This is a genomic window from Pandoraea sp. NPDC087047 (assembly GCF_044745225.1).
Lineage (GTDB): Bacteria > Pseudomonadota > Gammaproteobacteria > Burkholderiales > Burkholderiaceae > Pandoraea.
Map to the genome: position 1 here is coordinate 1 of NZ_JBIUZU010000012.1, position 14,142 is coordinate 14,142.

The 14,142-nt window shown below is 63.6% G+C and carries 10 protein-coding genes; 7 read left to right on the plus strand and 3 right to left on the minus strand.

The features are described 5' to 3' along the window. Positions 1-400 precede the first annotated feature (400 nt). Positions 401-2,293 carry a potassium transporter Kup gene (locus tag ACIPHM_RS21055; protein WP_400332530.1) on the plus strand — a complete coding sequence of 631 codons (1,893 nt, stop codon included), beginning with the start codon at positions 401-403 and terminating at the stop codon, positions 2,291-2,293. 234 nt (positions 2,294-2,527) lie between these two features. Here the strand turns inward: ACIPHM_RS21055 and ACIPHM_RS21060 are convergent, their stop codons facing one another. Continuing rightward, positions 2,528-4,876, minus strand: a complete 2,349-nt coding sequence (locus ACIPHM_RS21060; RefSeq protein ID WP_400332533.1) for a Tex family protein — start codon at positions 4,874-4,876, stop codon at positions 2,528-2,530. A gap of 198 nt (positions 4,877-5,074) precedes the next feature. Between ACIPHM_RS21060 and ACIPHM_RS21065 the strand changes: the two genes are divergently transcribed. From ACIPHM_RS21065 to ACIPHM_RS21075, 3 genes are all read left to right on the plus strand, one after another. Next, positions 5,075-5,914, plus strand: a complete 840-nt coding sequence (locus ACIPHM_RS21065) for a hypothetical protein (protein WP_400332536.1) — start codon at positions 5,075-5,077, stop codon at positions 5,912-5,914. A 170-nt stretch (positions 5,915-6,084) separates the two neighbouring features. Next, entirely contained in the window at positions 6,085-6,288 is a 204-nt protein-coding gene (locus tag ACIPHM_RS21070; RefSeq protein ID WP_400332538.1) for a YdcH family protein, read from the plus strand. Between the two features lie 81 nt (positions 6,289-6,369). Continuing rightward, the gene (locus tag ACIPHM_RS21075; protein WP_400332541.1) at positions 6,370-8,649 is read left to right on the plus strand and encodes an ATP-dependent DNA helicase; all 2,280 of its coding nucleotides are present in this window, start codon (positions 6,370-6,372) and stop codon (positions 8,647-8,649) included. A 311-nt stretch (positions 8,650-8,960) separates the two neighbouring features. Here ACIPHM_RS21075 and ACIPHM_RS21080 read toward each other — a convergent pair whose 3' ends face one another. Next, positions 8,961-9,785: an outer membrane protein assembly factor BamD gene (locus ACIPHM_RS21080; protein WP_400332543.1), complete on the minus strand. Its 825-nt coding sequence runs from the start codon at positions 9,783-9,785 to the stop codon at positions 8,961-8,963. Between the two features lie 21 nt (positions 9,786-9,806). On the opposite strand from ACIPHM_RS21080, the gene ACIPHM_RS21085 reads away from it, so the two are divergent. Continuing rightward, positions 9,807-10,967, plus strand: coding sequence for an RluA family pseudouridine synthase (locus ACIPHM_RS21085; RefSeq protein ID WP_400332546.1), 1,161 nt, complete (start codon positions 9,807-9,809; stop codon positions 10,965-10,967). Further along, positions 10,948-11,766, plus strand: a complete 819-nt coding sequence (gene pgeF, locus ACIPHM_RS21090) for a peptidoglycan editing factor PgeF (protein ID WP_400332549.1) — start codon at positions 10,948-10,950, stop codon at positions 11,764-11,766. The genes ACIPHM_RS21085 and pgeF overlap by 20 nt, the downstream gene beginning before the upstream one ends. 91 nt (positions 11,767-11,857) lie before the next feature. On the opposite strand, the gene ACIPHM_RS21095 is transcribed toward pgeF, so the two are convergent. Beyond that, entirely contained in the window at positions 11,858-12,040 is a 183-nt protein-coding gene (locus ACIPHM_RS21095) for a hypothetical protein (RefSeq protein WP_400332551.1), read from the minus strand. Between the two features lie 283 nt (positions 12,041-12,323). On the opposite strand from ACIPHM_RS21095, the gene phaC reads away from it, so the two are divergent. Next, positions 12,324-14,084: a class I poly(R)-hydroxyalkanoic acid synthase gene (gene phaC / locus ACIPHM_RS21100; protein ID WP_400332865.1), complete on the plus strand. Its 1,761-nt coding sequence runs from the start codon at positions 12,324-12,326 to the stop codon at positions 14,082-14,084. Positions 14,085-14,142 lie beyond the last annotated feature (58 nt).

Below are 14,142 nucleotides of genomic sequence, written 5' to 3' on the forward strand. Positions count from 1 at the left end.
GGAGCTTATTCCCACAACGACGCCGGATAGATTTAGGCAAGCCAAACACTGCACCAAACATCAGTCTTGCAAAAATGGGGGTGACCATAGATTTTCATGGGGGACGCATTCCGCTACACGCAATTGTCGGGACTGTCGACTCGCGAATCGCGCATGCCGGGCATATGTCGCGCATTTGCAACTCGAAATGCGTTGCCGCCCTCGCGATCCCTCTGCGCTCGGGGTCGGCAAAACCCTTGCCCCACGGGACTGGTCACGGGGCGCGGCTCGTCATATCCTAGCGGAGCATGTCATGTAATACGTCCGGCGATCGGGAACTGCCCGGACTGGCGAGGGAACCGGCGCCCAGTTAGAATAGCGCCCATTTTGTGCAGCGCAATAAAGCGATTACCCAAACCTTATGACGCAAAACATACGACACGGGCAGCGCCCTCAGGCCATGCCCGCGCTCATGGTGGCGGCCATCGGCGTGGTCTTCGGCGATATCGGCACCAGCCCGCTCTATGCGCTCAAGGAATGTTTCGATCCGCAGCACGGCATTCCGTTTAACCAGCAAGCCGTGTTCGGCATCATCTCGCTGCTGTTCTGGGCGCTGGTGATCGTCGTCTCTCTCAAGTACGTGTTGTTCGTGATGCGTGCCGACAACCGCGGCGAAGGCGGCGTGCTGGCGCTCATGGCGCTCAGCCTGCGTAGCGTGCGTGCGGGCAGCAAATGGGCCTCCGTGCTCATGATGCTCGGCATGTTCGGTGCCTGTATGTTCTACGGAGACGCGGTCATCACACCTGCCATCTCCGTGATGTCGGCAGTGGAGGGGCTGGAGATCGCAGCGCCGTCGCTCTCGCGGTTCGTGCTGCCGATTACCATCGTTATTCTCATCATCCTGTTCTCGATGCAGAAGTCGGGCACGGCCAAGGTCGGACGCCTGTTCGGCCCGGTGATGGTCGTCTGGTTCGTGATCCTCGGTGTGCTCGGTGTGTACAACATCGTGGTCGCGCCCGAGATCATCAAGGCGATCAACCCTTACTACGGCATTCACTTCATCCATACGCACGCGTTGCAAGCGTATATCGTGCTCGGCTCCGTATTCCTGGTGCTGACCGGTGCCGAAGCGCTGTATGCCGACATGGGGCACTTCGGGATTCGTCCGATTCGCTTCGCGTGGTCGTTCCTCGTCTTCCCGGCACTGACGCTGAACTACTTCGGTCAGGGTGCGCTGCTGCTGTCGAACCCGAAGGCCATCGAGAACCCGTTCTTCCTGCTGGCACCCGACTGGGCGCTGTTGCCGCTCGTGATCGTGGCGACGGCGGCGACGGTGATTGCGTCGCAGGCCGTGATCTCGGGGGCGTTCTCGCTCACCAGTCAGGCCATTCAGCTCGGCTACGTGCCGCGCATGAAGATCCTGCATACGTCGGATCGTGAGATCGGCCAGATTTACATGCCGGTGATCAACTGGTCGCTGCTGCTGGTCATCATCTGGATCGTGCTGGCGTTCAAGTCGTCGAGCAATCTGGCGGCGGCATACGGGATTGCCGTGACGACGACGATGGTCATCACGACGATTCTCGCCTGCGTGGTCATGGTCAAGGTCTGGAACTGGAACAAGTTCCTCGTCGCGCTGATCATCACGGGCTTCCTTGTGGTGGACTTCGCGTTCTTCGGCGCGAACCTGATCAAGGTCGAAGAGGGCGGCTGGCTGCCGCTGGCGCTCGGGGCATTCCTGTTCTTCATGCTGATGACCTGGCACAAGGGACGTCAGTTGCTGCGCGAGCGCACGGCGGCCGACGGTATCCCGCTCGGGCCGTTCCTGCAGGGCTTGCTGGCCCATCCGCCGCATCGTGTGGCGGGCACCGCGATCTATCTGACCGGTGGCAACACGCTGGTGCCCGTGAGCTTGTTGCACAACCTCAAGCACAACCGCATCCTGCATGAGCGTACGATTTTCCTGACCTTCCGTACGCTGGACGTGCCCTATGGGGAAGACGCCAGCCGTATCGAGGTCAAGGATCACACCGGCGGGCTGTACAGCGTGGTGGCGACGTTCGGCTTCAACGAGACGCCCGACGTGAAGGAAGTCCTGCATCTGCTCGAAGAGAAGACGGACATGCACTTCGAGCTGATGGATACGTCGTTCTTCCTGGCGCGCGAGACGGTCGTGCCGACCAAGCTGCCGGGGATGTCGATCTGGCGCGAACGTCTGTTCGCCTGGATGCATCAGAACGCTGCCAAACCGACCGACTTCTTCAGCATTCCCGCGAACCGCGTGGTTGAGCTGGGAACGAAGATCGAGATTTGAGGGGCGTCGTCCGATTTGTCCGATTCTTCCGATATGCGGTCGATGCACGCCGCGCGTCGGGAGGAAAAAAGCCGGTGGAGTGAAAAGCGCCACCGGCTTTTTTGCGTCTGGCGTCCGGTGCCGGCTGACGGATGCCGCTGGCCGGACAAAAGAAAAGGCCCGCGATCCGAAGATGGCGGGCCTGTCGCGGTGTGTGGCAGAGACTGCCGCAGCACCGCGCTCAAGACATGACGCTCAGCGCTTGAGCTTGGCGAATGCCGCGGCCATGGCGTTGACCGTTTCCGGCTCGCGCTGACGTCCGCCGCCACCGCTCCGCTGACCGCCGCCGTTGCCGCTACGGCCACCGCCGGCACCGCCGCCGCTGCTCGGACGGTCGCTGGCACCCGCCACCGGCAGGTCGTCGTTCAGACGCATGGTGAGCGAAATGCGCTGACGGCGCGGGTCGACTTCCAGCACCTTGACCTTGACGATATCGCCAGCCTTCACGACTTCGTGCGGGTCCTTGATGAACTTCGTCGACATGGCCGAGACGTGCACCAGACCGTCCTGATGGACGCCGATGTCGATGAACGCGCCGAACGCCGCCACGTTCGTTACCACGCCTTCGAGTTGCATGCCCGGCTTCAGGTCGGTCAGCTTCTCGACACCGTCCTGGAACGTGGCCGTCTTGAATTCGGGGCGCGGATCGCGGCCCGGCTTCTCGAGTTCGGTCAGGATGTCCTTGACCGTGGGCAGACCGAAGCGCTCGTCGACGAACTCCGTTGCCGAGACGCTGCGCACGACCGAGCCGTTGCCCATCACGTCGCTGATCGTCTTCTTGATCTTCGCGAGAATGCGCTCGACCACGGGGTACGCTTCTGGGTGGACCGACGAGCGATCCAGCGGGTTGTCGCCGCCGTTCACGCGAAGGAAGCCTGCGGCCTGTTCGAACGTCTTGTCGCCCAGACGCGGCACCTTCTTGAGCGCTTCGCGGTTGGTGAACGGGCCGTTGCTGTCGCGGAAGTCCACGATGTTTTTCGCGAGCGTGCTGTTCAGACCCGACACGCGGGCGAGCAGCGGTGCCGAAGCGGTGTTGACGTCAACCCCCACGGCGTTCACACAATCCTCGACAACGGCGTCGAGCATGCGCGCCAGTTCCCGCTGGTTCACGTCGTGCTGATACTGGCCGACGCCGATGGCCTTCGGCTCGATCTTGACGAGTTCGGCCAGCGGGTCTTGCAGACGGCGAGCGATCGAGACGGCGCCGCGCAGCGAGACGTCGAGCTCCGGGAATTCCTTGGCGGCGAACTCGGAGGCCGAGTACACCGACGCGCCGGCTTCCGACACCACGATCTTCTGGAGCTTCAGTTCGGGATGGCGCTTGATGAGCTCCAGCGCGAGTTTGTCCGTCTCACGCGAAGCCGTACCGTTGCCGATGCTCACGAGCTGTGCGCCGGTTGCCGCGGCGATCTTCGACAGGCGCGAGAGCGAGCCGTCCCAGTCGCGACGCGGCTCGTGCGGGTAGATGGTGTCGGTGCCGAGCAGCTTGCCGGTGGGATCGACCACGGCAACCTTCACGCCGGTGCGCAGGCCCGGGTCCAGACCGATCACGCCCTTCGGGCCGGCCGGCGCGGCGAGCAGCAGCGCCTTGAGGTTGCGCGCGAACACGCGAATGGCTTCGCTCTCGGCGCTTTCGCGCATTTGCGTGAGCAGTTCCGATTCGAGGTGCGGCTGCACCTTCACGCGCCAGCTCCAGCGGCACACGTCGCCCAGCCACTTATCGGCGGCGCGGTTCTGCTGACGGATGCCGAAGTGCCCGGCGATCACGCCTTCGCACGGATGCGGGATCTGCGCGTCGAGCTCTTCGCCAAGGCCCAGCTTGACCATCAGAATGCCGAGGTTACGGCCACGGAACAGGGCGAGCGCACGATGCGACGGCACCGCAGCGATCGGCTCGGCGTAGTCGTAGTAATCGCGGAATTTCTCGCCTTCCTCGCTTTCCTTGCCTTCGACGACCTTCGACGACACGACGCCCTGATTCCACAGGTAGTCGCGCAGCTTGCCGAGCAGTTCGGCCGTCTCGCCGAATTGTTCCGACAGGATGTCGCGGGCGCCGTCGAGCGCGGCCTTGATGTCGGCCACGCCTTTTTCGGCGTCGACGAACTTGGCAGCTTCGGTTTGCGGGTCGAGCGTCGGATCGGCGAGCAGTGCCTGCGCGAGCGGCTCGAGGCCGGCTTCGCGGGCGATTTGCGCGCGGGTGCGGCGCTTTTGCTTGTACGGGAGGTACAGATCTTCAAGCGTCTGCTTCGTTTCGGCCGCCTCGATGGCGGTGCGCAACTCGTCGGTCAGCTTGCCTTGCTCGTCGATGCTCGTGAGAATCGCCGCGCGGCGATCTTCGAGCTCGCGCAGATACAGCAGGCGCTCTTCCAGGTTACGCAGTTGCGTGTCGTCGAGGTTATCGGTCACTTCCTTGCGGTAGCGAGCGATGAAGGGCACGGTGGCGCCTTCGTCCAGCAGTTGCACGGCGGCGGCCACCTGACGCGGCTGCACGTTGAGTTCGTCGGCGATGCGTTGAACGATCTTAAGGGCTACGTTTTGCGTCATGAGTGTTGCGAATTACCCAAGTGCCAGAAGCGGGGCATTTTGCCATAAACCGCGGGCGCGTCCGGGCAGGCAATGCTAAAATTTGGCATCACTCTGCTCAACCTCATGATTTCCTTCGAAAAATTGTTTTCTCGTCTGAATCTGCGCCGGCTTTCGCGTCGGGTTTCACGACGCCACGAACGCGCATCGATCTCCGCCATGGGAATGTTCGCCGTCGTGGCTGCGGCGGCTGTCGTGCCGGGCGCGTCGTTCGCGCAGGGGCTCTCGGCGGTCGAGGCCGCCGGGCGCACGACCGAAGAACTGCGCGTGCCGCATGTGCCGTTCGACGCCACCGCCGATCGCACGCCCTCATCGGCGAGCAAGGCCAGCGCAGCGGCGGCTGCCGCCGAGGACGACAAGCCCGTTCCCTACGACGATCACCTCGATCTGCACCCGGCCGCCGACGATTTCTCGGGCCGCCGTGCCGTGCTAGACCGTCAGCGCGCATGGATCGATTACCGTTTCGAAGAGGCGAAGTACGAGTGCGCGTCGAAGTTCTTCGTGAACTATTGCATCGACAAGGCGCGCGACGAACAGCGTGAAGCGCTCAAAGCCGTTCGCAGCCAGCGTCTCGTGCTCGAAGATCAGGAACGCAAGGCCCGTGCACAGGAGCGCGACGATCGTCTGGCCGAGAAGCGTGCGCAAACGGCCGCCGAAGCGCCGCAACGCGCTGCCGAACGTGCCCAGAACGTCTCCGATTACGAAGCCAAGCAGGCCGAGTATCAGCAACGGGTGACGGAGCGTACCGGGCAGGCGCCGGAGCGTGCGGCCAATGTCGGCACGTACAATGCCAAGCAGGCCGCTCAGCAGCAAAAGCTCGACGAAGCGAAGGCAACGGCGGCGCAGAAGGCTGCCGAGCGCGAAGAGAACGTGCGCAAGTACAACCAGAAGCAGCAGGAAGCCATCGAGCGCCAGCAGAAGTCGGACGCGCGTCGTAACGAATCGCAGTCCGGCCAGTCGGGCAGCTCGCCGGCGCAGAAGGCGTTGCAGGGGCAGTAGGCGACACCCTGGGCCGACGGCGCGGCGGCGATGCCTGCGGCCCGCTGGCTGCCTCGGTCCGTCACCAAGCCGTTGTTCGCCCGTTGCGCTGGCCCGCCCTCGGGGCGTGGCTGCCGCGAAGGTCGGCGCCGGAACCGGAATCACTTGAGAGTCGCAGGAGCGTTGCCACGATGCAGCAAGATCTTCACTCCGTTGGACGTCGCATCATCGAGTTGCAGATCGAACACCGCGATCTCGACTACCTGATCGATAAATTGCTGACGGAGCCCGCGTACGACGAACTTCAGGTCACCCGGCTCAAGAAGCGCCGTCTGAAAATCAAGGACACGATCACCTTGCTGCAAGTGCAGCAAACGCCGGACCAACCCGCTTGAGCGGGAAACTTGCGCGACATCGGCGACCTACGCTCGAACGTTCGCGCCGTGATTTTTTCCATTGCGGCGTCGCGAATCCCCATGACGAGATTCGCGGCGCCTTCGAATTTCCAAGCCGTTTTGACTGATTCCGCCGCATCCAGCGACCCCACCGATATCTCCCCAAGCACCGAAAGTTCGGACGCGTTGACGTTCCATGGGCTCAAGCCGCTCGCTGCCAAGCGCGAGCGCGAGTTGCAGGAGATCTTCGGCGACAGCGGCCTGCTCGCACGCGCGATCGACGGCTACCGCTCACGTGAGCCCCAGACCGAGATGGCCCGCGCCGTGGCTGCCGCCATGGACACGCACGACACGCTGATCGCGGAGGCGGGCACGGGCACGGGCAAGACCTACGCGTATCTCGTACCCGCCATGTTGTGGGGTGGCAAGACGATCATCTCGACTGGCACCAAGCATTTGCAGGATCAGATCTTCGCGCGCGACATTCCCACGGTGCGCCGGGCGCTCGCCGTACCGGTGACGGTGGCGATGCTCAAGGGCCGCTCGAACTATCTATGTCACTACTATCTGGAGCGTGCGCAGCAGGAAGGGCGCTTCGCTTCGCGTCATGAGGCCGCGCAACTGCGCGAGATCACGACGTTCGCGCAAATCACGCATAGCGGCGACAAGGCTGAACTGGCGTCGGTGCCCGAGAACGCGCCGATCTGGGCGCAGGTGACGTCGACCCGCGACAACTGTCTCGGTCAGGAATGTCCGCGCTACAAAGACTGCTTTGTGATGCTCGCGCGCAAGGAAGCACAGCAGGCCGATCTCGTGGTCGTCAATCACCATCTGTTCTTTGCCGACGTGATGCTGCGCGACACGGGCATGGCGGAACTGCTGCCCAGTGCGAACACGGTCATCTTCGACGAAGCCCATCAGTTGCCGGAGACGGCCACGCTCTTCTTTGGCGAGACCGTTTCCACCAGCCAGCTCCTGGAGCTGGCGCGCGATTGCGTTGCGGAAGGGCTGATCCACGCGCGCGACGCTGCCGATTGGGTCAAACTCGGCGCGAATCTCGAACGAGCGGCACGCGACGTGCGTCTCACGTTCGGGCAGGAAAACACGCGAATGTCGGTCACGCAATTGCCCGACGATCACGAACTATTCGGTGCGCTCGATAGCGTGGACCTCGCGCTGCAAGACTTGATCGAAACCCTCCAGCACCAGTCCGAACGTGCCGAGGCGCTCGGTGCCTGTCTGCGCCGCGCGCTGGAGCTGCATCAGCAACTGGAGCGCTGGCAGACGGGCGCGACACCGCCCACGCCGGGCGAGCCGCCGCTGCCGTTGCTGGACCCGGATGCGCCGCGCGTGACCGATGGCAAACGCGAAAAGGCGGCCAAGGCGCGCGAGGCGGAAGCCGCCCGGCTGGCGGCGGAAGCGAAGTCGGCAAATGCGGCGGAGGATGCGTCGGGCGGCAACGGTAAATCGGAAAAGACTTATACGCCTGCCGAGACGGTTCGCTGGATCGAAGTGTTCTCGCAGACGGTGCAGTTGCATCAGACGCCGCTGTCGATTGCGCCGATTTTCGCGAAGCAGCGCGCCGGTGCGCCGCGTGCCTGGATCTTCACGTCGGCGACGTTGTCGGTGAAGGGCAACTTCATGCACTACGCGGCGCAGCTTGGGTTGGATGCTGGCAAGTCGCTCACGTTGGCCAGTCCGTTCGATTATCCGAATCAGAGTTTGTTGTATGTGCCGCGCGGGCTGCCACAGCCCTCGGCGCCGAATTTTACCGACGCCGTACTCGACGCCGCGTTGCCCGTGCTGGAAGTGAGCGGCGGCCGGGCCTTCGTGTTGTGTACGACGTTGCGTGCGGTCAATCGCGCGGCCGAGCGATTGCGCGAAGAGTTCGAGCGGCGCGGCTGGCCCTATCCGCTGCTCGTGCAGGGCGAGGCGAGCCGGACCGAATTGCTCGACCGTTTCCGTGCGCTGGGCAACGCCGTGCTGATCGGCAGTCAGAGTTTTTGGGAAGGGGTGGACGTGCGTGGTGAAGCGCTCTCGCTCGTCATCATCGACAAACTGCCTTTTGCGCCGCCGGACGACCCGGTGCTCGCGGCGCGCCTCGATGCGCTCACGAAGAAGGGGCTCAGTCCGTTTGCCGTACATCAACTGCCGCAGGCGGTGATTACGCTCAAGCAGGGCGCGGGGCGCCTGATTCGCTCCGAGGCGGATCGCGGGGTGCTGATGATTTGCGATCCGCGTCTCGTCGACAAGCCATACGGTCGTCGGATCTGGCAAAGCCTGCCGCCGTTCAAGCGCACTCGCGAATTGCCCATTGTGCGCGGCTTCTTCGACGAGATGGCCGCCGACGCGCAGGGGTGAGGCATGATTGGCGCGCTCGTGGTGCGCCGCTCGCTTAAGTCGTAAAAAAGCCAGACGCTTTTGCGTCTGGCTTTTTTCATGGCGTGTCGCTCGTGGCTTGTGACGTTGCGCGCCGGCATGGCACCTCGCCGCCCGCCGGTCGCCGACGCGACCTCAGTCAGGCATCGCGGGTGCTCATGACCCCCACTCCTTGTGAGGGACCGTCATGCCGACATTGCGGTCATGCCGGCTTCGATGTGAACGTCAGGGAGACGGAAACAAAAAACCCTCGCATGGAGCGAGGGCTTTTCGATCGAATCAACCGCGCTGGTTTAACGCCAGATCTGCCACCACGACTTCTTGTCGCCGCTGGTGTCGGTGCGATGACCGACGGTCAGGTAGCCGCTGTTCGGGTAGGTCTTTTCCATCACGCGGCGCGCATCGTCACGCAGTTCGGTCATGCCGAGTTTGTCGTACGACTTGATCATGATGCCGAGTGCGTCTTCCAGCGCCGGTGCCTGATCGTAGTCTTGCAGCGCGGTCTGGGCACGGTTCACGGCGGCGAGGTACGCGCCGCGGCGGTAGTAGTACTCGGCGGCATGGACTTCGTGCGCGGCCATGGCGTTCACGGCGTAGCGCATGCGCAAAGCCCCGTCGTTCGCGTACTTGCTGTTCGGATAGTGCTCGACCAGGTACTTGAAGCTGTCGTATGCCGCGCGCAATGCCTTCGGATCACGCTCGCTCAGATCCTGACCCGAGAACCGGCCGAACAGGCCCAGGTCGTCGTTGAAATTGATCAGGCCCTTGAGGTAATAGGCGTAATCGATCGACGGGCTGTCCGGATGCAGCCGGATAAAGCGATCGACGGCGGTGAGCGCCTGAGCCGGCTCGTTATCCTTGTAATACGCGTAAGCCGTGTTGATCTGGGCTTGTTGTGCGTGCGGGCCGAACGGATCGCGCCCTTCGAGCAACTCATAGTACTTGGCGGCCTTTGTATAGTCGCCGCTGTCGAAGCTGTCCTTGGCTTCCGAGTATAATTTGTTCGTCGACCAACCGGCCGTTTCGTCGACCTTCTCCGGCAAAATGCCACAGGCGGCCAGGCTGCCGACCACGACGGCGGCCAGCGTCAGATGTTTTACAAGTTTCAGGGCTTGCATGCTCGTTGGCTTCACTTCTCGATGACCCGTTCAATAGTGCCGGATTATAGCGTAACCGCCTCATTTGCCACGGAAAATGCAGAGGAATCGTCCGATGACGACCTCGACTCGCTTCCGGAGGCTTTCTCAAGCACCGCCAATAGCGCCCTCACAGGGGCTTTTTCCGCTGATGCAGTCGCGAGCAGCGGCGCATTCGCCAGTGCGCCGCTCAGCGCCACGCTGCCCGATGCTCTCGCGGGTGAGCGTCTCGACAAGGCGCTTGCCCAATGTTTTCCCGAATATTCCCGTAGCCGTTTGCAAGCGTGGGTCGAAGACGGCCGCGTGACGCTCGACGCTCACGTCGCCAAAGTCCGCCAGAAAGTCGCGGGCGGCGAAGCTGTCCTCATTACGCCTGCGGCACTGCCCGAACAACTCGCTTTTGCACCGGAGCCGGTGCCGCTCGACGTCGTCTACGAAGACGCGACGCTCGCCGTCTTCAACAAGCCTGCGGGCCTCGTCGTTCATCCGGCTGCGGGCAACTGGTCGGGCACGCTGCTCAACGGTCTGCTGCATCGCTACGGACAAGCGGGCGCCGATCTGCCGCGCGCGGGCATCGTCCACCGGCTCGACAAGGAGACGTCCGGCCTGATGGTGGTGGCGCGCACGCTGGTCGCGCAAACGGATCTGGTGCGCCAGTTGCAGGCACGCACCGTCAAACGTTATTACGCTGCGCTGGTGTGGGGACGTCCGCCGCAGCGCACGGTCGTCGACGCGCCGATCGGCCGCGATCCGCGTGAGCGCACGCGCATGGCAGTCGTACAGGGGCAGGGTGGCAAACCGGCGCGCACCCGTGTGGTGACGGTCGCCAGCGCAGAATGGGAAGGTTCCCCGATTTCGCTGGTGCTTTGCTCGCTGGATACGGGGCGTACGCACCAGATTCGCGTCCATCTCTCGCATCTCGGCCATTCGCTGCTGGGGGATCCGCTATATAAACCCCGTCACAAACGTCCGGCATTGCCGGGCGATTTCTCTCGGCAGGCCTTGCATGCCTGGCGCCTGGGGCTGATTCATCCCGAGGACGACAGCGCCATGCACTGGCAGGCGCCGTTGCCCGACGACATGCGCGAACTCATGGCCGCACTTGGCCTCGAATTCGACTTCTCAACGCTCCCCGATTCGCTCGATGACTTCTTCCCTGCCTGAGCAAGACACGATTCCCGCGGACTGGATCGTCCCCGACTGGCCCGCCCCGGCGAATGTGCGTGCCGTGTTTACGACCCGTGCGGGGGGTGTCAGCGAAGGGCCGCAAGCCACCTTCAACCTGGGTTACCAGGCAGACGACGATCCCGCCGCCGTGCGCACCAATCGGGCGAGGTTGCTGGCGCGAACGGGGGTGCCGTCGGCGTGGGTGGCGCAGGTGCATGGCCCTCGCGTGGTCGACGCGCAGGCGGCTCTCGATGCGTCGAATGCGGGCGATCCGTTGCAGGCCGACGCCAGTGCCACGAACGTGGCGGGGCTGGCGAGCATCGTGATGGTGGCGGACTGCCTGCCGGTGCTGCTATGCGACGTGCAAGGACGCGCCGTCGCCGCCGCGCATGCGGGCTGGCGCGGACTTTGCGCCGGTATTATCGAGCAGACGGTACGGGCGTTGCGCTCACGTTTGCCGCCGGGAGATGCTGGCGCGCAAGTCGTCGCGTGGCTGGGTCCGTGCATTGGCCCGACGGCGTTCGAAGTGGGACCGGAGGTGCGCGAGGCGTTTCTCGACGCTGCGACGCCGCACGAGCGTGAAGCGACGCAAGCCGCTTTCGTCTCCCATGGCGATCCGGACGCGGGAAAATCGCTGGCGGATCTGTGTGCTCTTGCCCGTTTGCGACTCGCGCGCGAGGGCGTGACGAGCGTCTCCGGTGGGCAGTGGTGTACGGTCAGCGACCCGGCGCGCTTCTATTCCTATCGCCGCGAGCGCACGACGGGCCGCATGGCGGCGCTGGTCTGGCGTCTCTGATTTTTCCGACGTCGGGTAACCCGCGCGCAAGACGGCCGTAATACGGCGGTCTTCTCACGCGGCGTTCAACGGGAGTGGGGACGCAGAGCGCTCATTGTGCGTCATGACGTTGCGGCGTGCGCGTACGCCGCGCGCGGCTTCCCGCGATGTACAGGATGAGCAGCGCGGGCCCGAGGCCACCGAAGAGAAAGATCGCGATGCCCAGCCAGACGGACGGTGCGGTGATGGCAACCATGCCAATGACGTAAAGCCAGCCGAGAATGACGATGAGCATCGGGACAAACGCGCATTCAAAAATAGGTGGGTCGACGGGACAATGCAGTCGGGACGTTCGCGGCAAGCATTGACACGCCTGCGCGCGCACGCAAGAATGCTTCACAGGCGGGGCGCATCGCGCATCAGCGAAGCACGCCGCCGCGTTTCGGGCGCCGGCCCGTGAACGCAACGGACGTGACACTCAGGCTACCATGAATCGCGCCAGTGCCAACTTCGATCCGGCCTCGTTTGCCGCCTCGTTTGCCCAGCAGTTTCCCTCCGCTTCGCTCTCCGCTCAGGACATGTCGCAGTGGTTCAAGGCCGCCCAACAAATGTTCGGCGCTTTGGAGGGAGCTGCCGGCCCGTCATCCTTCGCTGCGAATGGTGCAGCGGCCGCGGCGAATCCGTTCGCGGGGCTTTTCGATGTTTTCAGCAAGGCGGGCACGCTGCCGCAACCGACGTCGTTGCACGTCGATCCGGTGCGACTGAACGAACTTCAGTCGGAATACGCTCGTGAATTTTCCGAACTTGTCGCCAGTTTCAATCAACCCGGCCTGGACACGGCGCCCGCCCTGGGCGACCGTCGCTTCGCGGGCGACGGCTGGCGCAATCCGTTCTACGCACTGCCCGCCGCCCTGTATCTGCTCAACGGCCGCCTTCTGATGCGCATGGCCGAACTGGTCGATGCCGACGTCAAGACGCGCGAGCGCATTCGTTTCGCCGTCGAGCAATGGGTGGCGGCGAGTTCGCCCGCGAACTTCATTGCGACCAATCCCGACGCGCAACAGCGCCTCGTGCAGACGCATGGCGACAGCCTGCTCGCGGGCATTCAGCATCTGCTCGTCGATATGGGCAAGGGCAAGGTGTCTCAGACCGATGAGGCGGCTTTCGAAGTCGGGCGCAATGTCGCGACGACCGAAGGCGCAGTAGTCTTCGAGAACGACCTGATCCAGCTTATTCAGTACAAAGCGCTCACGCCGACCGTGCACCAGCGCCCGCTGCTGGTCGTGCCACCGTGCATCAACAAGTACTACATCCTCGATCTCCAGCCCGAAAACTCGCTGGTGCGCTATGCCGTGGAGCAGGGGCACACCGTGTTCGTCGTGTCCTGGCGCAATCCCGATGCCTCGCTGGCGCACAAAACGTGGGACGACTACGTGGGCGAAGGCCCGATTGCGGCCATCGACGTGGTGCGCGAGATCAGCGCTCAGCCGCAGATCAATGCGCTCGGCTTCTGCGTGGGCGGCACCTTGCTCGCGGCCGCGCTGGCCGTGCTCGCTGCGAAGGGGCAAAAGGGCCGCAAGTCGCCGGTCGCAAGTGTGACATTGCTCACCACGCTGCTGGATTTTTCCGATACCGGCGTGCTTGACGTCTTCGTCGACGAGCCGCACGTGCAGTTCCGCGAGCAGACGATTGGCGGCGGACTCGGTCAGCCGCCGGGCCTGATGCGCGGTGTGGAGTTGGCCAATACCTTCTCCTTCTTGCGTCCGAACGATCTGGTCTGGAACTATGTGGTCGACAGTTATCTGAAGGGCAATGCGCCGCAGCCGTTCGATCTGTTGTATTGGAACGGCGACGGCACCAATCTGCCGGGCCCGATGTTCTGCTGGTATCTGCGTCATCTTTATTTGCAGAACGAACTGAAGCAGCCCGGTGTCGTGCAGACGTGCGGCGTGCCCGTGGATCTGGGGACGATCGACGCGCCAGCGTACGTGTTCGGATCGCGCGAGGATCACATCGTGCCGTGGACGTCGGCATTTCGCTCGCTGCCGCTGCTTGGCGGAGAGCGCCGCTTCGTGCTGGGCGCGTCGGGGCATATTGCGGGGGTGGTCAACCCGCCGGCGAAGAAAAAGCGCAGCTACTGGCGCAACGACGATGTGGGTGTCGATGCGAACGACTGGTTTGCCGGGGCGACGGAGCACCCGGGGAGCTGGTGGAGCGACTGGAGCGAGTGGCTCGCGGGCTACGCCGGAAAACGCGTCAAGGCGCAAAATGCGTATGGTAATGTTGCTTATGCACCGATCGAACCGGCGCCCGGCCGTTACGTGAAGGCCAAGGCCTGAATGTAACGCGCGATGTTGAGCGTATGACGGGGCATCCCCCCGGTTCGACCTTATTGAA